This is a genomic window from Citrobacter sp. Cf072 (assembly GCF_030334485.1).
Classification (GTDB): Bacteria; Pseudomonadota; Gammaproteobacteria; order Enterobacterales; family Enterobacteriaceae; genus Citrobacter; species Citrobacter freundii.
Genome location: NZ_JAOWDX010000045.1, coordinates 186,033 through 209,453, shown reverse-complemented (window position 1 = coordinate 209,453; position 23,421 = coordinate 186,033). Strand labels below are relative to the sequence as shown.

At 52.6% G+C, this 23,421-nt stretch carries 22 protein-coding genes; 6 read left to right on the top strand and 16 right to left on the bottom strand.

Annotation, left to right across the window (positions count from 1 at the left end):
- Nucleotides 1–19: 19 nt before the first annotated feature.
- From sspB to zapE, 5 genes are all read right to left on the bottom strand, one after another.
- Nucleotides 20–523, bottom strand: coding sequence for a ClpXP protease specificity-enhancing factor (gene sspB / locus OGX66_RS13325; RefSeq protein ID WP_102190624.1), 504 nt, complete (start codon nt 521–523; stop codon nt 20–22).
- A 5-nt stretch (nt 524–528) separates the two neighbouring features.
- On the bottom strand, nt 529–1,167 hold the full coding sequence (sspA, locus tag OGX66_RS13320) for a stringent starvation protein SspA (RefSeq protein WP_003025132.1): 639 nt from the start codon (nt 1,165–1,167) through the stop codon (nt 529–531).
- A 316-nt stretch (nt 1,168–1,483) separates the two neighbouring features.
- Entirely contained in the window at nt 1,484–1,876 is a 393-nt protein-coding gene (gene rpsI, locus OGX66_RS13315) for a 30S ribosomal protein S9 (protein ID WP_003025138.1), read from the bottom strand.
- Between the two features lie 15 nt (nt 1,877–1,891).
- Nucleotides 1,892–2,320: a 50S ribosomal protein L13 gene (gene rplM, locus OGX66_RS13310; RefSeq protein WP_003025141.1), complete on the bottom strand. Its 429-nt coding sequence runs from the start codon at nt 2,318–2,320 to the stop codon at nt 1,892–1,894.
- A 218-nt stretch (nt 2,321–2,538) separates the two neighbouring features.
- Nucleotides 2,539–3,666: a cell division protein ZapE gene (gene zapE / locus OGX66_RS13305; RefSeq protein WP_049015926.1), complete on the bottom strand. Its 1,128-nt coding sequence runs from the start codon at nt 3,664–3,666 to the stop codon at nt 2,539–2,541.
- Between the two features lie 192 nt (nt 3,667–3,858).
- Here zapE and zapG point away from each other — a divergent pair, with 192 nt between their 5' ends.
- The 3 genes from zapG to degS all read left to right on the top strand — a co-directional run bounded on the left by zapG (nt 3,859) and on the right by degS (nt 6,950).
- Complete coding sequence (zapG, locus tag OGX66_RS13300; protein ID WP_003025147.1) at nt 3,859–4,257, top strand: Z-ring associated protein ZapG; 399 nt, start codon at nt 3,859–3,861, stop codon at nt 4,255–4,257.
- Nucleotides 4,258–4,425: 168 nt separating this feature from the next.
- Complete coding sequence (gene degQ, locus OGX66_RS13295) at nt 4,426–5,793, top strand: serine endoprotease DegQ (protein ID WP_003025151.1); 1,368 nt, start codon at nt 4,426–4,428, stop codon at nt 5,791–5,793.
- Nucleotides 5,794–5,882: 89 nt separating this feature from the next.
- On the top strand, nt 5,883–6,950 hold the full coding sequence (gene degS / locus OGX66_RS13290; RefSeq protein WP_003025154.1) for an outer membrane-stress sensor serine endopeptidase DegS: 1,068 nt from the start codon (nt 5,883–5,885) through the stop codon (nt 6,948–6,950).
- A 56-nt stretch (nt 6,951–7,006) separates the two neighbouring features.
- Here degS and mdh read toward each other — a convergent pair whose 3' ends face one another.
- Complete coding sequence (mdh, locus tag OGX66_RS13285) at nt 7,007–7,942, bottom strand: malate dehydrogenase (RefSeq protein WP_003025158.1); 936 nt, start codon at nt 7,940–7,942, stop codon at nt 7,007–7,009.
- A 436-nt stretch (nt 7,943–8,378) separates the two neighbouring features.
- Here mdh and argR point away from each other — a divergent pair, with 436 nt between their 5' ends.
- Nucleotides 8,379–8,849 carry a transcriptional regulator ArgR gene (gene argR, locus OGX66_RS13280; protein WP_003025162.1) on the top strand — a complete coding sequence of 157 codons (471 nt, stop codon included), beginning with the start codon at nt 8,379–8,381 and terminating at the stop codon, nt 8,847–8,849.
- 376 nt (nt 8,850–9,225) lie between these two features.
- Complete coding sequence (yhcN, locus tag OGX66_RS13275) at nt 9,226–9,492, top strand: peroxide/acid stress response protein YhcN (RefSeq protein ID WP_003025165.1); 267 nt, start codon at nt 9,226–9,228, stop codon at nt 9,490–9,492.
- 57 nt (nt 9,493–9,549) lie between these two features.
- Here yhcN and OGX66_RS13270 read toward each other — a convergent pair whose 3' ends face one another.
- The 4 genes from OGX66_RS13270 to aaeX form a co-directional block, all read right to left on the bottom strand.
- The gene (locus OGX66_RS13270; protein ID WP_003025168.1) at nt 9,550–9,828 is read right to left on the bottom strand and encodes a barstar family protein; all 279 of its coding nucleotides are present in this window, start codon (nt 9,826–9,828) and stop codon (nt 9,550–9,552) included.
- Nucleotides 9,829–9,947: 119 nt separating this feature from the next.
- Complete coding sequence (aaeB, locus tag OGX66_RS13265; protein ID WP_003025171.1) at nt 9,948–11,915, bottom strand: p-hydroxybenzoic acid efflux pump subunit AaeB; 1,968 nt, start codon at nt 11,913–11,915, stop codon at nt 9,948–9,950.
- A gap of 5 nt (nt 11,916–11,920) precedes the next feature.
- The gene (gene aaeA, locus OGX66_RS13260; protein WP_003025174.1) at nt 11,921–12,853 is read right to left on the bottom strand and encodes a p-hydroxybenzoic acid efflux pump subunit AaeA; all 933 of its coding nucleotides are present in this window, start codon (nt 12,851–12,853) and stop codon (nt 11,921–11,923) included.
- Between the two features lie 7 nt (nt 12,854–12,860).
- Nucleotides 12,861–13,064 carry a p-hydroxybenzoic acid efflux pump operon protein AaeX gene (aaeX, locus tag OGX66_RS13255; protein WP_003025177.1) on the bottom strand — a complete coding sequence of 68 codons (204 nt, stop codon included), beginning with the start codon at nt 13,062–13,064 and terminating at the stop codon, nt 12,861–12,863.
- A gap of 184 nt (nt 13,065–13,248) precedes the next feature.
- On the opposite strand from aaeX, the gene aaeR reads away from it, so the two are divergent.
- Nucleotides 13,249–14,178: an HTH-type transcriptional activator AaeR gene (gene aaeR, locus OGX66_RS13250; protein WP_003839896.1), complete on the top strand. Its 930-nt coding sequence runs from the start codon at nt 13,249–13,251 to the stop codon at nt 14,176–14,178.
- Nucleotides 14,179–14,264: 86 nt separating this feature from the next.
- Here the strand turns inward: aaeR and tldD are convergent, their stop codons facing one another.
- The 6 genes from tldD to mreC form a co-directional block, all read right to left on the bottom strand.
- Complete coding sequence (gene tldD, locus OGX66_RS13245) at nt 14,265–15,710, bottom strand: metalloprotease TldD (protein ID WP_286511647.1); 1,446 nt, start codon at nt 15,708–15,710, stop codon at nt 14,265–14,267.
- A 161-nt stretch (nt 15,711–15,871) separates the two neighbouring features.
- The gene (gene yhdP, locus OGX66_RS13240) at nt 15,872–19,687 is read right to left on the bottom strand and encodes an AsmA2 domain-containing protein YhdP (RefSeq protein WP_204529244.1); all 3,816 of its coding nucleotides are present in this window, start codon (nt 19,685–19,687) and stop codon (nt 15,872–15,874) included.
- Between the two features lie 111 nt (nt 19,688–19,798).
- Nucleotides 19,799–21,268, bottom strand: coding sequence for a ribonuclease G (gene rng, locus OGX66_RS13235; RefSeq protein WP_003025190.1), 1,470 nt, complete (start codon nt 21,266–21,268; stop codon nt 19,799–19,801).
- Nucleotides 21,258–21,851 (bottom strand): Maf family protein, encoded by a 594-nt coding sequence (locus tag OGX66_RS13230; RefSeq protein ID WP_003839891.1) that lies wholly within the window; start codon nt 21,849–21,851, stop codon nt 21,258–21,260. The genes rng and OGX66_RS13230 overlap by 11 nt, the downstream gene beginning before the upstream one ends.
- A gap of 7 nt (nt 21,852–21,858) precedes the next feature.
- The gene (gene mreD / locus OGX66_RS13225) at nt 21,859–22,347 is read right to left on the bottom strand and encodes a rod shape-determining protein MreD (protein WP_003025196.1); all 489 of its coding nucleotides are present in this window, start codon (nt 22,345–22,347) and stop codon (nt 21,859–21,861) included.
- A complete protein-coding gene (gene mreC, locus OGX66_RS13220; protein ID WP_049001029.1) occupies nt 22,348–23,370 on the bottom strand; it encodes a rod shape-determining protein MreC in 1,023 nt (340 codons plus the stop codon).
- Nucleotides 23,371–23,421: the final 51 nt, after the last annotated feature.

The following is a 23,421-nucleotide window of genomic DNA, read 5'->3' as shown; positions in this document are numbered from 1 at the left end:
TGTTTTTTTATTTCACTATTTATTTCACTACGCGCAGCGCTGGACGCCCACCGCGAGGTGGCGGCGGAGTGTCATCAGGATCGTTGTCGTCGCCATTGTCAGGCTTATCGCCATCAATGACCGACATGACTGTTTCACTCTCAAAACCAGACGCGTTGTTGTCGTCATCATTTAAGCTGGCAACATCTTCGTCGTAGGCGGCTTCCGGTTCGAACATCGTACCGGCGCCATTTTCACGTGCATAAATTGCCAGAACAGCAGCCAACGGCACAGACACCTGACGCGGCACACCACCGAAGCGCGCGTTAAAGCGCACTTCATCGTTAGCCAGTTCCAGGTTGCCCACCGCACGCGGTGCAATATTCAGAACAATTTGCCCGTCACGCGCATATTCCATTGGAACCTGCACGTCCTGGAGCGTCACATCCACCACCAGATGCGGCGTGAGCTGGTTGTCTAGCAACCACTCATAGAATGCGCGCAGCAGATACGGACGGCGTGGTGTTAGCTGTGGCAAATCCATACAGGTTAACCCCGGCCCAGACGCATTTCACGTTCAGGCTCAGTCAGAGAAGCCAGGAAAGAGTCACGTTCGAAGACGCGAGTCATGTACCCTTTCAGTTCTTTCGAACCTGCACCGTTGAATTCAATACCCAGCTGCGGTAAACGCCACAGCAGCGGCGCCAGGTAGCAGTCTACCAGGCTGAACTCATCGCTCAGGAAGTAAGGTTTCTGGCCAAATACTGGCGCAATTGCCAGCAGTTCTTCGCGCAGACGCTTACGCGCGACTTCGGCTTCAGATGCAGAACCGTTCACGATGACATTCATCAGCGTGTACCAGTCTTTTTCAATACGCTGCATGTACAGGCGGCTTTCACCACGCGCAACCGGGTAAACCGGCATCAGCGGCGGATGCGGGAAGCGCTCATCCAGGTATTCCATAATGATGCGAGATTCCCACAGGGTCAGCTCACGATCCACCAGTGTCGGTACGCTCTGATTCGGGTTGAGGTCGATCAGATCCTGAGGTGGATTGTCCTTCTCCACGTGCTCAATCTCGAAACTAACACCTTTCTCAGCCAGCACAATGCGGACCTGATGGCTATAGATGTCAGTAGGACCAGAAAACAGCGTCATTACCGAACGTTTGTTGGCAGCGACAGCCATGAAAACCTCCAGGTATATTCAGAATTTTTACTGCTACCAGCCACTCAGTGGCCAGCCAGAAGTGATGTCACCCAGACTCGGGAAAGTCATTGCTGTTCAAAATACAAACAAAAAATGAACGATACCGGACATTTGGGCAGAAAATTGGATGATAGTTTACCAGATTTTGTGACCTTTGTGGTGAGTCGATTCTTGAAATGGGGAAAAAGAGGTGGCAATCAGCGGATTACCGTGGATCTGAGGCGAGAAATAACGATAAAAAAACCCGCCAAAGCGGGTTTTTTCGCAAATTGTCGTCTGCCGAAGCAGAGTACAATTAACGTTTGGAGAACTGAGGACGACGACGTGCTTTACGCAGACCGACTTTCTTACGTTCAACCTGACGAGCATCACGGGTAACGAAGCCAGCTTTACGCAGTTCGCCACGCAGGGACTCGTCGTACTCCATCAGAGCGCGGGTGATACCGTGACGGATCGCACCAGCCTGACCAGAGATACCACCACCTTTAACAGTGATGTACAGATCCAGTTTCTCAACCATGTCGACCAGTTCCAGCGGCTGACGAACTACCATGCGGGCAGTTTCACGACCGAAGTACTGTTCCAGAGAACGTTGGTTGATTACGATTTTACCACTGCCCGGTTTGATGAAAACGCGAGCTGCGGAACTTTTGCGGCGACCAGTGCCGTAGTATTGATTTTCAGCCATTGCCTATAATCCCGATTAGATGTCAAGAACTTGCGGTTGCTGTGCCGCGTGGTTGTGCTCGTTGCCAGCGTAAACTTTCAGTTTACGGAACATAGCACGACCCAGCGGGCCTTTTGGCAGCATGCCTTTAACCGCGATTTCAAGCACACGCTCAGGACGGCGAGCAATCATCTCTTCAAAGGTCGCTTGTTTGATACCACCGATGTGGCCGGTGTGGTGATAGTACACTTTGTCAGTACGCTTGTTGCCGGTTACAGCAACTTTGTCAGCGTTCAGAACGATGATGTAATCACCGGTATCTACGTGCGGAGTGTATTCCGCTTTGTGCTTACCGCGCAGGCGCAGAGCCAGTTCGGAAGCCAGACGGCCCAGAGTTTTACCGGTCGCGTCAACAACATACCAGTCGCGTTTTACGGTTTCTGGTTTAGCTGTAAAAGTTTTCATTAAAAGCTTACCCAAATAAATAAGTTACACGTTGGTGAACACCCAAACGTTTTGTCAGTTGAGGTTCACACGACATTGTCCAGCAAACCTACCCCTTCGAATAGCCTATGCCGGCGCATAGAAAGTTTTGGGAAAAAAACTCTCTCGTAACGTGGGGTCGCAAGATTATAGAGAAGTCAGGGTCAAAGATCGACCCCTTTATGTGATTTGCGGCAGGTTTAACCGGCTAAATGTTCCCGCTTCAGATACTCTTCGCTTTGCATCTCCTGCAAACGCGACAAACAGCGCTGAAATTCAAACTTCAGACGCTCGCCCTGATAAATTTCATAGAGTGGCGATGCCGCGCTGACCACCAGCTTGACGTGGCGTTCGTAGAACTCATCCACCAATGCGATAAAGCGCCGCGCTTCACTCTCCATCAGCGGAGTCATGACCGGCACATCAGACAACAGTACCGTGTGAAACAAACGCGACAGCGCAATGTAGTCATGCTGGCTACGCGCATCGACACAGAGTGTGGTAAATGACACCGCCAGCGTTTGGTTTTCGACGGCCAGCGTCTGCATCGGACGATGATTGATCTCCAGCGTCGGCGCATGTTCACCTTTGGTTCCCGCTAATGCCAGCCAGAGTTTATCCATCTGTTGGCGGGTTTCCTCATTCAGTGGCGACAGCCACAAATGCGCCTGCGTTAAGGTGCGCAGACGATAATCGACGCCAGCATCAACATTCATTATGTCGCAATGCTGTTTGATAGCATCAATGGCAGGAAGAAAACGCGCGCGTTGTAAACCGTTACGATACAGCTCATCGGGCGGAATATTGGAGGTCGCCACCAGCGTAATGCCACGGGCAAACAGAGCCTTCATCAGGCCGCCGAGTAGCATGGCGTCGGTAATATCAGAAACAAAAAATTCGTCAAAGCACAGCACGTCCGTTTCGGCCTTAAAGCGATCGGCGATGATTTCCAGCGGATCGCTCTGCCCCTGTAAGGCAGTAAGCTCTTCATGCACACGCAGCATAAAACGGTGAAAATGCAAACGCTGTTTACGTTCGCCCGGCAGACTATGGTAAAACAGATCCATCAGCCAGGTTTTTCCGCGCCCAACTCCGCCCCACATATATAAACCACGCACCGGCGCGTTGATCGGCGACTCACGCTTGCCCAGCAATTTGCCAAAACGCGCCATCAGTCCGCTCTCCTGCGGCGCAGGATGTGCTGGCGTCGTAAGTGCCTGGAAAATTGTTTCCAGTCGATTCACGGCTTCTTGTTGTACATTGTCGGGCTGATGACTGCCGTCGTTGAGGGCTTGCTGGTAACGCGATGTCGGGGAAAGGCTTTGCATGATGTTATTGTTATTCCTTGAGAATCGATGTGCCGTCGCTCACGGTTGACGAAAAAAAGGCCGTTCTACATTACGTGATATAAACACGGGATTCCACTTCTACGGGATTAGCGGTTATAGTGGCATAATCAGGCGCAGGCATGGAGCCTAAAGCCAACACCCTACGGAAACACAAGACAACGGGAGATGTTCATGACCTGGGAATATGCGCTAATTGGGTTAGTCGTCGGTATCATTATTGGTGCTGTAGCCATGCGTTTTGGTAATCGGAAATTACGCCAACAGCAGGCATTGCAGTACGAACTGGAAAAAAATAAAGCTGAGCTGGAAGAGTACCGTGAAGAACTGGTGAGCCACTTTGCCCGCAGCGCTGAATTGCTGGATAACATGGCGGACGATTATCGTCAGATTTACCAGCACATGGCGAAAAGCTCCAGCAACCTGCTGCCGGGTATGTCGCCGGAAAACAACCCGTTCCGTAATCGTCTGGCAGAGTCTGAAGCAGGCAACGATCAGGCGCCGGTTCAGATGCCACGTGACTATTCTGAAGGGGCATCTGGCCTGCTGCGTAGTGGCGCAAAGCGCGACTAACCGCACATCGTTAAGAAATTTATTGGGCGCAGCAATTGCGCCCTCCGCTTCTCTTCCCGTCCCAGCTATTATTTAGTCGTTAGCCTCATTGTGACCAAACCGAAAATTCAATAACATCAAACTGTTTTGAATCATCTTCCGTTTACTCAAGGTACGAGAGCAGGATCCATGAAAAAACAAACCCAGCTGTTGAGTGCATTAGCGTTAAGTGTCGGGTTAACTCTCTCGGCGCCATTCCCGGCCGTTGCGTCGATTCCCGGCCAGGTTCCCGGTCAGGCTGCGCTCCCCAGCCTCGCCCCGATGCTGGAGAAAGTGTTGCCAGCCGTGGTGAGTGTAAGGGTCGAAGGCACCGCCACTCAGGGGCAGAAAGTCCCGGAAGAGTTCAAAAAATTTTTTGGTGATGAACTTCCCGATCAACCTTCACAACCTTTTGAAGGACTGGGTTCAGGTGTCATTATTGATGCCGCCAAAGGCTACGTCCTGACCAATAACCACGTTATTAATCAGGCGCAAAAAATCAGCGTTCAGCTTAATGATGGTCGTGAGTTCGACGCAAAGCTTATTGGCAGCGACGATCAGAGCGATATCGCACTGCTACAAATTCAACACCCCAGCAACCTGACGCAAATTGCCATTGCTGACTCTGATAAACTCCGCGTGGGTGATTTCGCGGTGGCTGTGGGTAACCCGTTCGGTTTGGGTCAAACAGCCACCTCCGGCATTGTATCGGCTTTGGGTCGCAGTGGGTTGAACCTGGAAGGTCTGGAAAACTTTATTCAGACTGACGCCTCTATCAACCGCGGTAACTCCGGCGGCGCATTGCTTAACCTCAACGGTGAGCTGATCGGTATTAACACCGCGATTCTGGCCCCCGGTGGCGGCAGCATCGGTATTGGTTTTGCAATCCCGAGCAACATGGCGCGCACGCTGGCACAGCAGTTGATGCAGTTTGGTGAAATCAAACGCGGTCTGTTGGGCATCAAAGGCACCGAGATGACTTCCGATATCGCCAAAGCGTTCAAACTGGACGTACAGCGTGGCGCGTTTGTCAGTGAGGTTCTGCCTAACTCCGGCTCCGCAAAAGCGGGGGTGAAATCAGGTGACGTCATTACCAGTCTCAACGGTAAACCGCTTAACAGCTTCGCCGAACTTCGTTCACGTATTGCGACAACCGAACCGGGGACCAAAGTCAAACTGGGCCTGCTACGTAACGGTAAACCGCTGGAGGTTGAAGTCACCCTCGATACCAGCACATCATCGTCCGCCAGCGCAGAGATGATTGCGCCTGCGTTGCAAGGGGCCACGCTCAGCGACGGTCAGTTAAAAGATGGTACCAAAGGCATCAGAATTGATAACGTTGAAAAAAGCAGCCCTGCCGCACAGGCCGGACTGCATAAAGATGACGTTATTATTGGCGTTAACCGCGATCGCGTAAACTCGATCGCTGAAATGCGTAAAGTGCTGGAAGCGAAACCGTCGATCATTGCCCTGCAGGTGGTGCGCGGTAACGAGAGTATTTACCTGCTCCTGCGTTAACGCATGCAACCGGACATCAGCCCCTCGTGTGATGTCCGGTAAACTCGTGATATGCTGCAGCCGTTCCCTTTATTAATGACGCCGCCATCATGTTTGTGAAGCTTTTACGTTCGGTCGCGATTGGTTTAATCGTCGGCGCTATTCTGCTGGCCGCGATGCCCTCGCTGCGCAAAATTAATACGCTTACCGCACCGCAGTTCGATAGTGCAGATGAAACGCCCGCCAGCTATAACCCGGCGGTTCGCCGTGCAGCACCTGCCGTCGTTAACGTTTATAACCGCAGTATGAACAGCACAGCGCATAACCAGCTTGAGATCCGCACGCTCGGCTCAGGCGTTATCATGGATCAGCGCGGCTATATCATTACCAATAAGCACGTCATTAACGATGCCGACCAAATCATCGTCGCATTGCAGGACGGTCGCGTATTTGAAGCGCTGCTTGTGGGGTCTGATACGTTAACCGACCTTGCGGTGCTGAAAATCAACGCCACTGGTGGACTGCCGACAATTCCGATTAATAACAAACGCGTACCGCACATCGGCGATGTGGTTCTCGCAATCGGGAACCCGTACAACCTCGGGCAAACCATCACCCAGGGGATTATCAGTGCCACCGGTCGTATTGGCCTCAACCCGACGGGGCGGCAAAACTTCCTGCAAACCGATGCCTCCATCAACCACGGTAACTCCGGCGGCGCGCTGGTCAACTCGCTGGGCGAGTTGATGGGTATTAATACCCTGTCATTTGATAAGAGCAACGATGGCGAAACCCCGGAAGGGATCGGCTTTGCTATTCCTTTTCAACTGGCAACCAAAATCATGGATAAGCTGATTCGTGACGGGCGCGTGATTCGCGGCTATATCGGCATCAGCGGCCGAGAAATTGCGCCACTGCACGCCCAGGGCGGCGGGATGGATCAAATTCAGGGGATTGTGGTTAACGAAGTAGCCCCGGACGGTCCGGCAGCGCAGGCAGGTATTCAGGTTAACGATCTGATTATCTCGGTCAATAACAAACCGGCGGTATCTGCACTGGAAACGATGGACCAGGTGGCAGAGATTCGACCAGGTTCAGTTATCTCCGTGGTCGTGATGCGAGATGACAAGCAGTTGACGCTACAGGTCACGATTCAGGAATATCCGGCGACCAACTAATACGGATATAAAAAAACCGGAGCAAGTGCTCCGGTTTTTTACTTTTGGGCAGTTCGTTACTTAACGAACTCTTCGCCCAGAGTGATATCTTTCTTCAGCGTATCCAGCATACCTTCCAGCGCAGCTTGTTCAAACGCGCTCAGCTTGCCGATAGACTGACGCTCTTCTACGCCGTTTTTACCCAGCAGCAGCGGCTGAGAGAAGAAGCGAGCATACTGGCCATCGCCTTCAACGTAAGCACATTCAACCACACCTTTTTCGCCGCTCAGTGCGCGAACCAGTGACAGTCCGAAACGTGCTGCGGCCTGACCCATAGACAGGGTTGCAGATCCGCCACCGGCTTTAGCTTCCACAACTTCAGTACCCGCATTCTGGATACGTTTGGTCAGGTCAGCTGCTTCTTGCTCGGTGAAGCTTACGCCAGGAATTTGTGACAGCAGCGGCAGAATGGTCACGCCAGAGTGGCCGCCAATAACCGGGACTTCAACGTCGCCAGGCTGCTTGCCTTTCAGTTCCGCAACAAAGGTGTTGGAGCGGATGATGTCCAGCGTGGTCACGCCAAACAGTTTGTTCTTATCGTATACGCCTGCTTTTTTCAGGACTTCTGCAGCGATAGCAACGGTCGTGTTCACCGGGTTGGTGATGATACCGATACATGCTTTCGGACAGGTTTTAGCAACCTGCTGCACCAGATTCTTCACGATACCGGCGTTAACGTTGAACAGGTCGGAACGATCCATACCCGGTTTACGTGCGACGCCCGCGGAGATCAGTACTACATCAGCACCTTCCAGTGCAGGGGTAGCGTCTTCGCCACTGAAGCCTTTGATTTTCACAGCAGTAGGGATATGGCTCAAATCAACGGCCACACCAGGCGTTACTGGAGCGATGTCGTACAGGGAGAGTTCTGAACCTGAAGGCAGTTGGGTTTTTAACAGTAATGCTAGCGCCTGACCGATACCACCAGCAGCGCCGAGGACTGCAACTTTCATCCTAAACTCCTTATTATATTGATAAGCAAAGTGTCTATTGCTCCGCGGCGGCGACCTTAATTCACAAATCCAACGAATACAACAACCACGCGTCAAGAATGCGTAGTCACGCAAATTTGGCTTTTATGCATTTAACTTACGTAAAATAAAACCTAAGTTACGTAATTCAAAACCACCCGCACAGTAGAGCAACTTTCCAACAGGTGCTGACAATATACCCTACCCACCCCTCAAAACAACATCAATTTGATAACATTTAATTTACTTTTAACCTTATTTGCGAGCCGTGACACAGGCATGTTTCTTGATAACGAAATTTGATAAAATTCCGCTCTTTCATAACATTATTTCAGCCTTGAACAAGGCAGACTGTTTGCATAAAAATTCATCTGTATGCACAATAATGTTGTTTCTACCGCCATATTACGGGTGACTTATGCGAAGCTCGGCAAAACAAGAAGAATTAGTAAAGGCGTTTAAAGCGCTGCTTAAAGAAGAAAAGTTCAGCTCTCAAGGCGAAATCGTCCTCGCATTGCAGGATCAGGGCTTTGATAATATCAATCAGTCCAAGGTTTCACGCATGCTGACCAAATTTGGCGCCGTGCGTACCCGCAATGCGAAAATGGAAATGGTGTACTGCCTTCCGGCGGAACTGGGCGTGCCTACAACCTCCAGTCCGCTGAAAAATCTGGTGCTGGATATCGACTATAACGATGCGGTCGTGGTTATTCATACTAGTCCTGGCGCTGCTCAGTTGATTGCACGTCTGCTGGACTCATTGGGGAAAGCGGAAGGTATCCTGGGTACGATTGCCGGTGACGATACCATCTTCACCACCCCAGCTAAGGGTTTTACGGTAAAAGATCTCTACGAAGCCATTCTGGAACTGTTCGAACAAGAACTGTAATACCGCCTCCCCGTCGCCTCGCGGCGGGGGAAAACACTCTCTTTCTACCCCCTTCCGTCTATTTTTAACTGCTATGCATTTAACAAATGGTGCGTTTAACCGTCAAAAACCATTCACATAGTGAATATGAAGGCTTAAAAACGCACATTTTGCAAAAAACCATATCCAATTGATTTTATTTAATTTATTTCTTTTAAAATGTTCGAAACGCTCTTTTTAATTCCATTTGGTTATAAAAAATATTTTTCTTAACACTTAATACCCACAGAAACAATTAGCGTGGTATTAATTTATAAGGTTATTAGTGTATACTTGATTTTGTGATGAGGGTCACGAAACGCAGACCCCTATAAAAGAATTCGACGAGGTAAATATCATGAAAATCAAAACTACTATTGCAACCTTAAGCCTTCTTTCTGTTCTCTCCTTCGGTGCAAGCGCCGCGGTTACTCAGGTGAACTCACAAGAAGCACAGAATCTGCAATCTATGGGTAGCATCTCCGTATCTCAGATCGGTAGTTCACCAATGGACATGCGTCAGGCCATCGCCGCTAAGGCTGAAAAAGCAGGCGCCAGCAGCTATCGCGTCACCGAACTCCGTGAAGGTGCTCACTGGCACGCTACTGCAGAACTGTACAAATAAACCCTCGTCGTCTAAGTCCGACGACTTGCCCCCGCCTGCCGGGGGCTTTTTTATGTCTTACATTGAGTGACGAACGTTAAAACGCAACTGCCCTTCCAGCTCTTCTTCCGCTTCATCGAACAGTAAAATCAGCGCGCCGTATCGCCTGCGCAGCTTGTCCGGTAAATGGACAAATTCAATCTCCAGCGGCAACGGTAAAACTTCCCCGATAACCACCTCCCACAGAGAATCTAAATCAACCACCTTCTCCCTGGCGAGACCGAACGTGCGCGTAAACTCACGATAGAAATCACCCTGGTCTTCTATCTCGTCAAAATCAAATGTATAGATATTCATCTATAGCCACCATCCCGACGCCAGCCACTCTACAGACCGCCAATATGTAGGGGTCTCTCGCATTTTCAGGTAAGTATAGCCATAAAAAAACCGACGCTTTTAGCGTCGGTTTTCAACTCTTAATTACTGACCAGCGCATGCTGGTATTTGTGCAACATCCCACTGAGTCGTTTTACCGGCTCGGTCACCTGTGGTGGTGCTTGCCAGATGATTAATTTCTCCTGATAGATCTCAAGCTCTTCCAGCAACTGGCTAAAATAGCGTCGACGCTTGTCGTCATTTCCTGCGGAAATCACGCGATCGGCAGTGCGGCGAAGCTGGCGGTGGAATGCGGATAAATCCTCGTTCACCGGTACCGGCGCATCGCGCAGGCGCTGGTGTGCGATGATCATGGTCAGCGCCAGGCGAAACTTCGCCAGGTCGCCCGGAAATTTGTTCATCAGCAAAAACAGCTGCTGATAAAGCGCCGGGAGGTGGTTTTCTTTACGACGTACCACGTTGGTGGTCATCGCTGAAACCGCCGCCGAGACAAACTGGTTGAGCAACACACGACCCGTTCTGTCACGAGAGTTATCACGCACCAGCAGAATGACGATAAACGCCAACATGCAGCCAACAATCTGCCCCAGCGCACTGTCAAGGAACTGGCTAAAGTGGAAGGTCATCGGGTTATCCAGCACGATGATATTAATGGTGCTGGCCAGCGCCCCCATCGAACCCAGCCGTCGTTTCTGTACTTCAATCCCCAGAAAGAATCCCAGCACTGCCAGGCTCAGGCACAGCAACAACATGCTTTGCTGCGTATTAGGGATAATCACCAGGAAATAGAGTGCCCCGAGCGGTAACGCCGCCAACGTACCGTAGATAAAGTCTATCGCCACCATGCGCGGGTTGGGCAAACGCATTGCCAGCGAGGTGACGACCGCAATCATCACCATTGCGCCGCTGCCGGATGTCCAGCCGGTCCACAGCCAGAATAAGGTTCCCAGCACACAAGAAAGCGTGGTGCGCCAAAAGTTAACCATCGCATGGTGACGCTCGGCAGATTCCACTTTCACCACCGGTTCACCTTGCAGGATCTCTTCTTCGATAGCGCTAATTTTGGTGTTGCTGACAACTCCACGTTTAAGTAACAGATAGCGCGTTGCCGCCCCGGCCCAGGTGTAAATTGTGACAGGTGTGTCACGTTCACCGGTCCATGCAATCACCCGACGCATCCTCTTCAGCTGTTTATGGACATCCTGTACCGTTTCAACCGGCGTATCGAACAACTCGCGGAAGGTATCGGTGATCAGTTCTGGTCGGGTGTTCTGAATAAGATAGGTTTCGCAGGATTGTGTGATAAGCGTAAGCGACAGCGTATTCAATGCCTTGAGTCTGCGGTTAGCCCGTACCCAGCGCGAGGACTCCATATTCAGGTTACTACGCATCCCTTCCAGCGCCGCCGTACGCCGGACTAAATCTCCCCAGGCTTTGTCTACTTCTTCACTGTCGCCATGCTTAATGCACAGCTGCATAAGCTGATATTGCGCCACCAGCAGGCTATCCAGTTCGACATCAATCTCCTGTTTCACCGAACGGGGCGAAAAGAGCAGGTCGGCAACAATGGCACAGACAATACCCATCACAATTTCACTACAGCGTTCGAGCGCAAATTGCGGCGTCAGCAGCGGTTCAGCCTGGATAGTAATGACGATGATCAGCGCCGTATAGCCCGAAAGCCCCCAGGCATAAGAGTTTTCAATCTTCACTAACGACGAGATCCAGGTACAAAAACCGGCCCAGATACAACACACCAGGATCATCAATAGCGGGGCGCGGATCATGCTGATGATAATGATCAGGGCGGCAATACAGCCGATAAATGTCCCGACAATACGCAACATGCCTCGATAGCGGATAGCACCTGAATAAGGTTCTCCGCCAGCGGCAAAGGCCGGACCTGCCGCCACAATGGCCGCGGTCAGCACCGCCCAGCGCGGGGTCTCAAGCTGGAAGTGAAAGCCAACGAACAGCGCCAGTACAATCGCGCAGGCCAGTTTTACCGCAAAGCGGATATGCTGGTTGGCAATGGAGAAAATACCCATCGCGATTAACCAAACTCGCGCAGGCGGTGCGCCATTTTACGGAAGAAAGATTCCTGGCTGGCATCGCGATCCTGCTTGCCGGTAATGACGACGGTCGCCGTCGTCCCGGCAGGCCACAAGGTTCCCTGCTGCTCATCAAGACGAATTCGCACCGGCACACGCTGCGCCAGACGCACCCATTCAAGATTGGAATCAATGGTCGCCATACCCTTGGCGTCCCGCGTGCTGCTGGCATTCGTTACGCCAGCCGCCACACTATCAACAGTCCCCTTCAGCACATTATTACTGCCAAGCGGGGTGATTTCAGCGCGATACCCAGGGCGGACGCCTTCCAGTTTGGTTTCTTCCATATACGCCAGCACATAGAAAGAATGCTGTTTGACCAACGCCACCGCCGTGGAACCGCGCGTGATAAATTCGCCGCTATAGACGTTCAGGTTAGTCACCCAGCCGTCTGCTGGCGCGCGAATAACGGTACGTTCCAGATCTAATTTCGCCAGATCGCGGGTCGCTTGCGCCTTCGCAAGCTGGTGTAATACGGTTTGCAGGACGTTGTTTGATTGGTCAATCTCTTCACGAGACATAGCCTGCACGCCCAATCGGTTACGACGACCGGCCTCCTGGCGTTTTTCCTGCGCCAGTACCTGATAATAGGCCACGTCAGCTTCGGCCTGCTCGAGGGCTTTCTTATAGCGTGGCTGGTCGATAGTGAACAGGATCTGATCCTTTTTCACCAGTTGGTTATCATGGATGTTAACGTTGGTAATAAGGCCCGCAACATCCGGCGCAATCGCGACGACATCGGCGCTGAAACGCGCATCACGTGTCCACGGCGACTCGGTGTAGAACACCCATGCGCGGAAAATAGCGATGAAGGCCAGAATGACCAGTATCACGGTAATGGCCGTGCGGGAGAGTTTTCTTGTTAGTGTTTTCACTTCAACCTCAAACGAACAGGCGCGTTATTAAATAGAACAGACAGCAATACAGCGCGGTGTTAAACAGAGCCGGATGCCAGACAAAATCATAGATGCCAGTCGGAACAAGCACCCGGCGCACCAGCCAGAAAATCGCCAGTGACAAAAGTAATTCGAAAAAAATCGGTGGGAAGGACAGACCAAACACCACGATAACGGGAAACAGACTCATGTTGACCTTGGTAACGTAAGAGAGTGCAGATGATAGATTTTCTAGCGTATGTCACCGCAGAGAAGGGCAAGGATGAGCCAGGCGAGAGCGACATAGCCGTTATTTGAATAATAATATATTAACGTAACTGTTATGCTGTTATCTATATTATGTGATCTAAATCACTTTTAAGCCAGAGTGAACAATGGAACGATTAAAACGTATGTCGGTGTTCGCCAAAGTTGTCGAAATGGGCTCCTTCACCGCCGCCGCAAGACAGCTACAAATGAGCGTTTCATCGATAAGCCAGACGGTCTCAAAACTGGAAGATGAGCTACAGGTCAAGCTGCTAAACCGCAGCACGCGTAGCATTGGGCTAACTGAAGCCGGTAAAATTTATTATCAGGGCTGCCGGAGAATGCTGCACGAAGCGCAGGATGTTCACGAGCAACTCTATGCCTTTAACAACACGCCTATCGGCACCCTGCGCATTGGCTGTTCTTCAACTATGGCACAAAATGTCCTCGCCGGATTAACCGCCACGATGCTGAAAGAGTATCCGGGATTGACGGTAAATCTGGTGACCGGCATCCCGGCCCCGGATTTAATCGCTGATGGTTTGGACGTGGTTATCCGCGTCGGCGCGTTGCAGGACTCCAGCCTGTTTTCACGCCGTTTGGGGGCTATGCCGATGGTGGTCTGCGCGGCGAAAAGCTATCTCGCACAGTTTGGCACCCCGGAGAAACCTGCCGATCTCAGCAACCACTCGTGGCTGGAATACAGCGTGCGCCCGGATAATGAATTCGAGCTTATCGCTCCGGAAGGAATTTCCACCCGCCTGATCCCAGAGGGTCGTTTTGTGACTAACGATCCGATGACATTGGTGCGCTGGCTGGCCGCAGGTGCGGGCATTGCCTATGTACCGCTGATGTGGGTGATCAATGAGATCAATCGTGGCGAAGTGGAGATTCTGCTTCCCCGCTACCAGTCGGATCCGCGTCCGGTCTATGCGCTGTATACCGAAAAAGACAAATTGCCGCTCAAGGTGCAGGTGGTGATTAACTATCTGACAGACTATTTTGTCGATGTAGCGCAGCTGTTTCAGGGAATGTACGGTCGGGGAAAAGAGAAATAAAAAAAGTGTAGGCCGGATAAGGCATTGACGCCGCATCCGGAAAGATGCCCGATGGCACTGGTGCTCATCGGGCATACATCATGATGTTATGCGGTGCCACCCACGGTCAGGTTATCCACCTTCAGCGTCGGCTGGCCCACGCCCACCGGCAGGCTCTGCCCTTCTTTACCGCACACGCCAACCCCGTTATCCAGTTTCAGGTCGTTACCCACCATCGAAATCTGCTGCATCGCTTCGATACCAGAGCCAATCAACGTCGCGCCTTTCACCGGTTTGGTGACTTTACCGTTTTCAATCAGATATGCTTCAGACGTAGAGAACACAAATTTCCCGGAGGTGATATCCACCTGGCCGCCGCCGAAGTTAGGCGCATAAATACCGTATTCAACGGATTCGATGATTTCCTGCGGCGTAGATTTCCCCGGCAGCATATAGGTGTTGGTCATACGTGGCACCGGCAGGTGCGCGTAAGATTCGCGGCGACCGTTACCCGTTGGCGCAACGCCCATCAGGCGCGCATTCAGTTTGTCCTGCATGTAGCCTTTCAGAATACCGTTTTCGATCAGCACGTTGTACTGACCCGGCGTGCCTTCATCATCAATAGCCACAGAGCCACGACGGTCCGCCATTGTGCCGTCATCCACCACGGTGCACAGTTCTGACGCTACCAGCTCCCCCATGTGACCGCTGAATACCGAGGTACCACGGCGGTTAAAGTCGCCTTCCAGACCATGACCGACCGCTTCATGCAGCAGAACGCCAGGCCAGCCAGCGCCGAGTACTACCGGCAGCGTACCAGCAGGCGCAGCTACCGCAGAGAGATTAACCAACGCCATGCGTACGGCTTCTTTCGCCCATGCGTCAGCACGAACTTCACCATCAAGGTCGCCCAGGAAATAGTCATAGCCAAAACGACCGCCGCCACCGCTGGCGCCGCGCTCGCGCTTACCGTCCTCTTCCACCTGTACGCTTACGGACAGGCGTACCAGCGGGCGAACGTCAGCGGCCAGCGTACCGTCGGTCGCTGCTACCAGGATCAGTTCATAAACACCGGTCAGGCTGGCGGTTACTTCCTGGACGCGCTTGTCGGCGGCACGCGCCACGCTGTCTACGCGGCGCAGAATATCCAGTTTCTCTTCGCGGCTCATGCTCTGCAGGGGATCAACCGAGGTGTAAAGCGCCTGATGCTCTACAGCTCCCAGCGTTTTTACTTTGCCGTCACCGCTGTCACGCACGATAGTACGGGCAGCATGAGCACTCTGCTCCAGCGCCAGCAGGCTAATCTGGTCTGCATAGGCAAACCCTGTTTTTTCGCCGCTGATGGCGCGCACGCCAACGCCCTGATCGATATTGTAAGAACCATCTTTAATGATGCGGTCTTCTAAAACCCAGGATTCGTGATAGCTCGACTGAAAATAGAGATCGCCGTAATCAAGACGGCGTTCGGCCAGTTGGCCCAGGATGGCAAACAGATCCTGATGTTTCAGGCCATTTGCCGCTAGCAATTGTTCACTTACCAGGTTCAGACTCATCGTTTTGCTACTCATTAGTTACTGTTGTAGGCCTGATAAAACGCGCCAGCGTCGCCATCAGGCACTTCAATGCCGGATGGCGGCGTGAACGCCTTATCCGGCCTACGGACTGCGGTAGAGGATCTATGTTGAGATTGGGGCAATTACTCGCCCCCGTCAAATTATTGCTGGCTTTCTTTGCGCGGCTGACGCAGAACTTCGTTAATCTGCGGCTTATCGACCGGACCGGTGATGCGATAGCGCAGAATCGACACTTTGCTCCACAATGGTCCCAGAACCTTACTGGCAGCAAACACCGCCGCGCCGACAATTGGATTGACAGCAAACGCAGCGGCAACGCCTACGGTGGCAGAAATTTCCGGCGCGACAATGGCTTCCATATCCAGCTCCCGGCGCACCAGGTTCACCGAGCCTTTCATCGCAATGTCTGCCTCCAGACCGTCCACCAGCGTGTCATCGGTATGCATCACGCCATCTTTGATCCAGGCCGTGCTGCGAATCGAGTCGAAATAGAAACCTTCGCTGAAAGTATCGCTAAAATCAAAACGCAGTTTACGCAGCAACGCATCAAAGCTCAGCAGTCGCAAGAGTTGCCCCGCATGTCCAGTGCTGAGTTCAGTAAGCTCACCTTTGCCCAACCGGGTACGCAAAATCCCATTCAGCGAAGCTTCATCTGGATCCCATGGCGGGTTACGCCAGTGCAGGTCATACTCCACGTTGAACGAAGAGTTACGAATCGGGGTCGATACGCCAAAGAAACTGGCAGCGGAGTCAATTTTACTGCCGCTCAGTTTCCCCTTCAGTGACGTTCGTTCTTTGCCCGGCGCGTTCACCCACACACCATCGGTGGTCAGTCTGGCAAAGCCTGTATCCAACAGACCGTTACTCAGCGTTAGCGTGTCGCCTTTAATCGCCACATCGGCATCAATACGCCCATATTTCTGTCCCCACATCCAGCACTCGGCACAGCGTAACTGAACATCCGGCCAGCCGCGGAAGCTGACGTTGTCCACGGCGGAAAACGGCGAGGCTGGAGTACTATTCAATGGTGCTTTCGTCGGCGACGCTTTCGCCGCGCTGGGGTTGTAATAAAGATACTTAATATTGGCCAGCCACGGCGCATTATTGCGCATAGCCAGCGTGGCATTTATTTCACGTCCCTGCGCCTGCACGATGGAGCCATTGCTCGCAGGCTCAGACACGATACTCAAGTTATTCCACTGCTGACCGCCCAGGGATAACGATGGCGTACGCACCGTGATGCGCTGCGGGAAGTTGGCGTTGGTGCCAACGTTATCTGCTGCGCCTTTCTGGAACAACGCCAGCCATTGCGCGCCATCCATAGGGGGAAGGTTAAGCTCAATACCTTGCTGATCGGGTAACGCGGGCACGGTGCGGCTTTCCGACGTCCAGATTGCGCGGTCAAGCGTCAGTTTCTGATTCAGCAGCCAGCGGCTGTTAAAGTGGTTCTTACTGCCCGCGTTGCCGGTCAGTTCAAAACTGCGCAGATTGCCGTTGGCCTTAACGTTCACCGGTAACGCCTCACCGGCTGCCTTATTCAGCGGAGCAGGTAAGTGACTACTTACATTCTTCAGGTCGCCTTTGAGCTCAATGTCGTAGGTCGGTCCGGCATGATACGGAAGATCGATACCCACCTTGCCATTCCACGCCATGCTGCCGCTTAAGGCATCGTTGACCTGCGCTGGTAAAATCCCCATGCGGGTTGGCTGCCAGTCGCCTTGCAGGTTCACGGCTACCTGATAGGCTTTCGCCCCTTCGGTGGTGGAGAAGTCGACGTTCAGCGGCTGATTAAACCAGTTCGCCGTCATCGGCTCGCTCTTCAGATCGCCGTTGATAAAGCTGAATTTACCATTCAAATTCTTCAGCGTGCTGTCGAGCGGTTTAATAAACAGGCTGTTATTACGCAGGTTGACATCGCCTTTGGCGGTAACCAGCGAGCCGTCTAGCGGAATATCCAGATGTAAGCGAGCATTCACATCGCCGTCAATCTGCAACTGCTCAAGCGTGGCGCCGAGGGAGTCCTTCAACGGCGTCTCATCAAAATAAGGTCCGACCGCCTTGCCCGGCCCGTTGATATCGGCATCAATCAGCAGTTTTTCTTTAGCATAGTCGGGAATATTAGCCGTCAGGTTACTGGCCTTCACGCCGCCTAAATTGACGCTATCCGTCTTCATCCACAGACCATCGTTAATGAAGTTAAGTTCAATATTGAGATCGGTTAGCGCAGGCCAGTCGGGCTGGAAAGCAAATTTCGCCTTACGTAGCGGCACCAGAACCTGAAATTGCCCTTCGTTGTGCAGATACGGGAACAGATGTGGGTTACCGCCATACACCAGCGTGGCGTTATCCGCTTCGCCGCCCTGAATAGCGCCGCTGAGGTAGTCAACCAGCTCTTTGCCCATCAAGTTTTCCGGGAAATAGCGCCAGGCCTGAGAGCCGTCGTCGGTGCTAATGCCAGCCAGAATGCCTAACCACGGTTCATCTCCAGTGGGCTGCAGATAGCGAAAACCACCGCGCGCGCGTACCGCTTTCGCTTTAACATCGATGTTGCGCCCATCTAACTGAAAACCTTTATCATTTTTCAGCCAGCTTAGCGTCGCCACGCCATTCTCTATTTCCAGCGGCGCGCGGAAGACAGTTTCATACGGCATTTTGGCTTGCTTCATGGAGGCGGTGAGCGCCCCATTTTCAACACTGCCCGCAAGCGTACCGGAGAAATGCTCAGCCCCCGGTAACAACTTCCACTGTTTCCAGGCCAGATTGGTCCATGCGGACTGGAAGCGGGTTTTTTCTGTCGCCTGTAACGGGATATCCAGCGCCAGCACATCTATTTTGCCGCTCGGCTGCGTGGCGCGCCAAATATCACCCAGCGCAGGCGATAACCGGGACGCCATCGGGCGCAGACCTTCTAATCCGGCCAGATCCAGATTGCTGGCACGAATGCGAAGCTCGTCGCTGCGTTTGTTATTCTCGCCACCGACTTCCTGCTCAGGGATCCAGGCCAGCGTTAATGCACCGCTCGGCCAAGGTTTATCATCCATGGTGATACGGGTATCGGGAATGGAGAATTGCCAGCCCGGCTGTTCCCGGCTGATGTGCGCCGTCAGGTTATCGACAGAGAGCGTATGCGTACGGTTGTCACCCAGCCAGCTGGCACCGCCTTTCTTCAGCCAGACATCCCCCCCGGAGACAACGCCTTTATTGATCGTCATCCATGCTTCCAGGCTAAAACGCGCAGTTTGCAGGGCGACATTGTCCTGCATCCATTTGCCCAACCACGGTTTGACGTCAATGTCGTCTGCCTGCAACCAGACCCGACCATTATTCAATAGCCCATTATCGTCGCGCAGATCCATCCTCACCTGCATAACGCCGTGCTGTCCGGTCAGGCTGGAGAGGCTGACCTGACCCTCGGCGCGATGCCGATTTTTATTGTTCAGCCAGGTAAGCTGTGGGATCGCCAGTTCAGCACGTTGGCCTGAGAGGGTTATAAAGCTGATATGACTGTCGCGTAGATCGAAATGATCAAACTGACGCAGGAAGAGATTGCTGAGATGGTCGGTTTCAATTCCATCTCCGCCTTCACTACGCTGGATAGGAGTATTGGTGCGCAACTGCAGTTGCCAAAAGGTGAGATCGCGAAACTGCCAACGCATGTGCAGCAAACTTTGCCAGACATCCAGCGCCAGCGTGACGCGTTTTACCGAAAATTCTCCCCCATCTTTTAGCTGCGCATGGATATTACGCGCTTCAAGCGTAGGACCGAAATTTTGCCAGCTGGCAGAAAGCTGACTGGCGGAAACAGGTAGACCTGTAGCGGATTCAATCTTGCCAAGAATGGCTGGACGCCAGCTATCAAGATGAGGTAACGCAAGGCGCAGTCCACTGACCAGCAGCGCTGCGATGACAACGAATGCGGCTCCAGTGAGCAGTAATATCCCCGGCAATCGCCTCACGCACCTCTCCTTGTCTACCAAAAAATATGACTCACACCCCTTGAGTGAATATTGCCGGATGACGGCGCTTGCGCCTTATCCGGCCTACATGCGCGGGTGCCACTACACGATTTACATCATGACGACGTCGAACTGCTCCTGGTTATACAGCGGTTCGATTTGTACTTTGACCTGTTTGCCGACAAAGATCTCAACCTCCGCCAGCGCATGTGACTCTTCACCTTTCAGGGTTTCAGCCACTGCCGGAGAGGCATAAACCAGGAAACGATCGGAGTCATATGCATGGTGTACCCGCACGATTTCGCGCATGATTTCATAACATACGGTTTCCACCGTTTTCACCGTACCACGCCCATGGCAGGTTGGACACTCGTTGCACAATACATGTTCCACGCTTTCACGTGTGCGTTTGCGCGTCATCTCCACCAGGCCCAGCTGTGAAAAACCGTTAATGCTGGTTTTTACACGATCCTTGCTCAGAGCCTGCTCCAGGGAGTGCAGTACCCGGCGACGGTGATCTTCATTATTCATGTCGATAAAATCGATAATGATAATGCCGCCGAGGTTACGCAGACGCAGCTGACGAGCAATGGCCTGCGTTGCTTCAATATTAGTATTAAAGATAGTGTCGTCGAGATTACGATGCCCAACAAACGCGCCGGTATTGATGTCGACGGTGGTCATCGCTTCAGTTTGATCGATGATCAGATAACCGCCGGACTTCAGCTCAACTTTGCGTTCCAGCGCGCGCTGGATTTCATTCTCTACGTCAAAGAGATCAAAAATAGGCTGACGCCCGCTGTAATGTTCCAGCTTGCTGGTCATCTCGGGGATATATTCCGCCGTAAATTCCAGTAACGCCTCATAGGTCAGACGGGAGTCGACGCGGATGCGGTCAAGCTGCGCATCAGCAAAGTCACGCAACACGCGCTGTGCCAGTGCCAGTTCACCGTACATCTGGTAGCGCGTTTGCGGGCGCTTTTTACGCTCCATGACTTTTGTCCAGACGCGTTTCAGGTAGGCAGCATCCGAGGCCAGATCCTCTTCGCATACGCCTTCTGCCGCCGTGCGAATGATGAAACCACCCTGCTCATCGCAGTAATCCGCCACCACTTTTTTCAGACGTTCGCGTTCCGTTTCGCTTTCGATACGTTGGGATACGCCAACGTGCGAGGCCCCCGGCATAAAAACGAGATAACGGGAAGGAAGCGTGATGTCCGTCGTCAGGCGTGCGCCCTTCGTTCCCAAAGGATCTTTTACCACCTGCACCATCAGATCCTGACCCTGGCGCACCAGTTCAGAAATGTCGCGTACGGTGAACTGTTTTTGTTCTTCACCCGCCACGCATTCGGTGTGCGGCATAATGTCAGAAGCGTGAAGAAATGCGGCTTTATCCAGTCCAATATCTACAAAAGCCGCCTGCATACCCGGAAGTACACGACTTACACGACCTTTGTAGATATTGCCTACGATTCCGCGTCGCGCCTCACGTTCAATATGAATTTCCTGCAGAATACCGCCATCAATGTAAGCCACCCGAGTTTCCGATGGCGTTACGTTTACCAACAATTCAGCCGTCATGTTTATCCCTTTTCTCACGCAGTGCGTTAAAATTGGTCAGCAACTCATACGTTTCTACCAGCGGTAAGCCGACTACGGCGTGATAGCTGCCATTTATCTTCCTGACAAAACAGCCACCCAACCCTTGAATACCGTATGCACCTGCTTTATCCATTGGTTCACCGCTGGCAACATAACCCGCGATGTCCTCATCGGTTAGTGCTCTGAATGTCACTTCCGTCACTACCAGGCAGTCCAGACTGTGCTGGCAATCGGCCAGTGCCACGGCCGTCATAACTTGATGCGTTTTGCCCGACAGTTTGCGCAGCATTGCTGCGGCGTGGGCAGCGTCGTGCGGTTTTTCCAGCACTTCGCCATTAAGGATAACGATGGTATCCGCACCCAATACCGGCAAATCACGCGGTGCCAGTGCTACACCAGCCTGCGCTTTTTCGCGCGCCAGACGGGAAACGTACTGCTGCGCACTTTCCTGCGGGTGCCGCTGTTCTTCAATCCCAGGGATCAGCCGTTCAAACGTAACACCAAGCTGAGCGAGCAACTCCTGACGACGTGGAGAACCTGAAGCAAGATACAGAGTATTCATATCAACCTTATTGCACCGCAAACTGCTGACGGACTTTACGCATCAGTAAGAATAGCCATGGCCAAAGCACGCCATTCACTACACTACTCCAGAACACTTCAGGTCTGAAAGAGACGTTGATCACTAAAAACTCGGCCCAGAAAACAATAATATCCACGACCAGTGATAACAACATGACCACCAGCGCCTGTTGCCAGAGCGCGAGGTTTCGGAATAGCTGGAATTTCAGCGCGACCAGATAAGCAATGATACTCATCGACAATGCGCGCACGCCAAGCGTGGAGCCGCTGATGAGATCCAGTATGGCACCCACCACAAATCCCGTGCCCACATTTACGCGATGCGGCAGCGCCAGGATCCAATACAACAAGATGAGCAGTACCCAGTTTGGCCGGAAAACCAGAATGTCATCCGGCCAGGGCATGACTTGCAGCAACAGTGCAATAAGGAACGAGAGCCAAATAACCCAACGTCCCTGGCTACGATAGCTTGCCACTTACTGTCCTCCCGGCTTACGCGGAGCAGGTTGTGGCGGCGTGGTATCCACAGGCGCAGGAGTCACACCTGTTGCAGGAGTTGGCACTGGCGCAGGCGGCCCCATGGAATCTGGTGCTGGCAGAACTTGCGGCATCATTTGCATCAGACGTTCATTGGCAACGCGGTGTACTTCTTCCGGCGTCATCGGGTTCGCGCCATTACGATCGGCACCCCACAACAGCAACAGATAGCGCAAACGCTGCAGACCCGCGGTCGGGCGAGCCTGAATCACGGTATAAGCGCGCTGAGTGTCCAGCTTAACGGAAGAAACAACAGCAACCGGATAACCTTCAGGGAAACGTCCGCCCAGACCCGAGGTGACCAGCACATCGCCAACGCGAATGTCGGTATTGGCCGGCAGGTGTTCGAGCTGAAGATCGTCAGTGCAGCCGTTACCCGCAGCGATCACGCGAATATCGTTACGCAGAACCTGAATGGGCAGCGCATGCGTCGCATCGCAAATCAGCAGCACGCGGCTCGTCAGTTTAGCCACCGCCACGACCTGACCCACAACGCCTTTGTCACTAATAACCGGCTGACCTTCGTAGACGCCGTTAACGCTCCCTTTGTCGATCACCACCTGATCGCTGTAAGGGTCATTAACCGTTGAGATGACTTGCGTCACCATCTTTTGTTCGTCCTGACGCAATGGCGATCCCAGCAGCTCGCGCAAACGCGCGTTCTCCTGTTTGTATTGCCCCAGCATCAGCAGTTCGCTATTTTTCAGCAGCAGTTCCTGACGCAATGCCCGGTTTTCAAGTTCGAGTTGGTCACGCGAAGCCAGCGTTTGCGACACGCCGTCGAGTAATTCACGAGGACCATTTGAGATAAAGTAGAAAGGACTGACGGCGGTATCCATGTACGTTCGGATTTGACTAAACGTACCCAAGCGGCTGTCGGCAATAATAACGCCGAGCGCCACCAGCACCGCCAGAATAAGGCGAATCTGTAGCGAAGGGCCACGGCTAAAAATTGGCTTCATAGTCTATGCGTATTCTCGTATCAGAGCGGAAGGGCAACCCGCGGGGGCTAC

Bases quoted from the DNA above. Each gene is read 5' to 3' on its own strand.
- tldD (WP_286511647.1), bottom strand. From the start codon at position 15,710: ATGAGTCTGAACCTGGTAAGTGAACAATTGCTAGCGGCAAATGGCCTG.
- aaeX (WP_003025177.1), bottom strand. From the start codon at position 13,064: ATGAGTCTGTTTCCCGTTATCGTGGTGTTTGGTCTGTCCTTCCCACCG.
- yhcN (WP_003025165.1), top strand. From the start codon at position 9,226: ATGAAAATCAAAACTACTATTGCAACCTTAAGCCTTCTTTCTGTTCTC.
- rng (WP_003025190.1), bottom strand. From the start codon at position 21,268: ATGACGGCTGAATTGTTGGTAAACGTAACGCCATCGGAAACTCGGGTG.
- argR (WP_003025162.1), top strand. From the start codon at position 8,379: ATGCGAAGCTCGGCAAAACAAGAAGAATTAGTAAAGGCGTTTAAAGCG.
- rplM (WP_003025141.1), bottom strand. From the start codon at position 2,320: ATGAAAACTTTTACAGCTAAACCAGAAACCGTAAAACGCGACTGGTAT.
- zapG (WP_003025147.1), top strand. From the start codon at position 3,859: ATGACCTGGGAATATGCGCTAATTGGGTTAGTCGTCGGTATCATTATT.
- degS (WP_003025154.1), top strand. From the start codon at position 5,883: ATGTTTGTGAAGCTTTTACGTTCGGTCGCGATTGGTTTAATCGTCGGC.
- degQ (WP_003025151.1), top strand. From the start codon at position 4,426: ATGAAAAAACAAACCCAGCTGTTGAGTGCATTAGCGTTAAGTGTCGGG.
- rpsI (WP_003025138.1), bottom strand. From the start codon at position 1,876: ATGGCTGAAAATCAATACTACGGCACTGGTCGCCGCAAAAGTTCCGCA.
- mreC (WP_049001029.1), bottom strand. From the start codon at position 23,370: ATGAAGCCAATTTTTAGCCGTGGCCCTTCGCTACAGATTCGCCTTATT.
- sspA (WP_003025132.1), bottom strand. From the start codon at position 1,167: ATGGCTGTCGCTGCCAACAAACGTTCGGTAATGACGCTGTTTTCTGGT.
- zapE (WP_049015926.1), bottom strand. From the start codon at position 3,666: ATGCAAAGCCTTTCCCCGACATCGCGTTACCAGCAAGCCCTCAACGAC.
- OGX66_RS13230 (WP_003839891.1), bottom strand. From the start codon at position 21,851: ATGAATACTCTGTATCTTGCTTCAGGTTCTCCACGTCGTCAGGAGTTG.
- aaeB (WP_003025171.1), bottom strand. From the start codon at position 11,915: ATGGGTATTTTCTCCATTGCCAACCAGCATATCCGCTTTGCGGTAAAA.
- OGX66_RS13270 (WP_003025168.1), bottom strand. From the start codon at position 9,828: ATGAATATCTATACATTTGATTTTGACGAGATAGAAGACCAGGGTGAT.
- mdh (WP_003025158.1), bottom strand. From the start codon at position 7,942: ATGAAAGTTGCAGTCCTCGGCGCTGCTGGTGGTATCGGTCAGGCGCTA.
- aaeR (WP_003839896.1), top strand. From the start codon at position 13,249: ATGGAACGATTAAAACGTATGTCGGTGTTCGCCAAAGTTGTCGAAATG.
- sspB (WP_102190624.1), bottom strand. From the start codon at position 523: ATGGATTTGCCACAGCTAACACCACGCCGTCCGTATCTGCTGCGCGCA.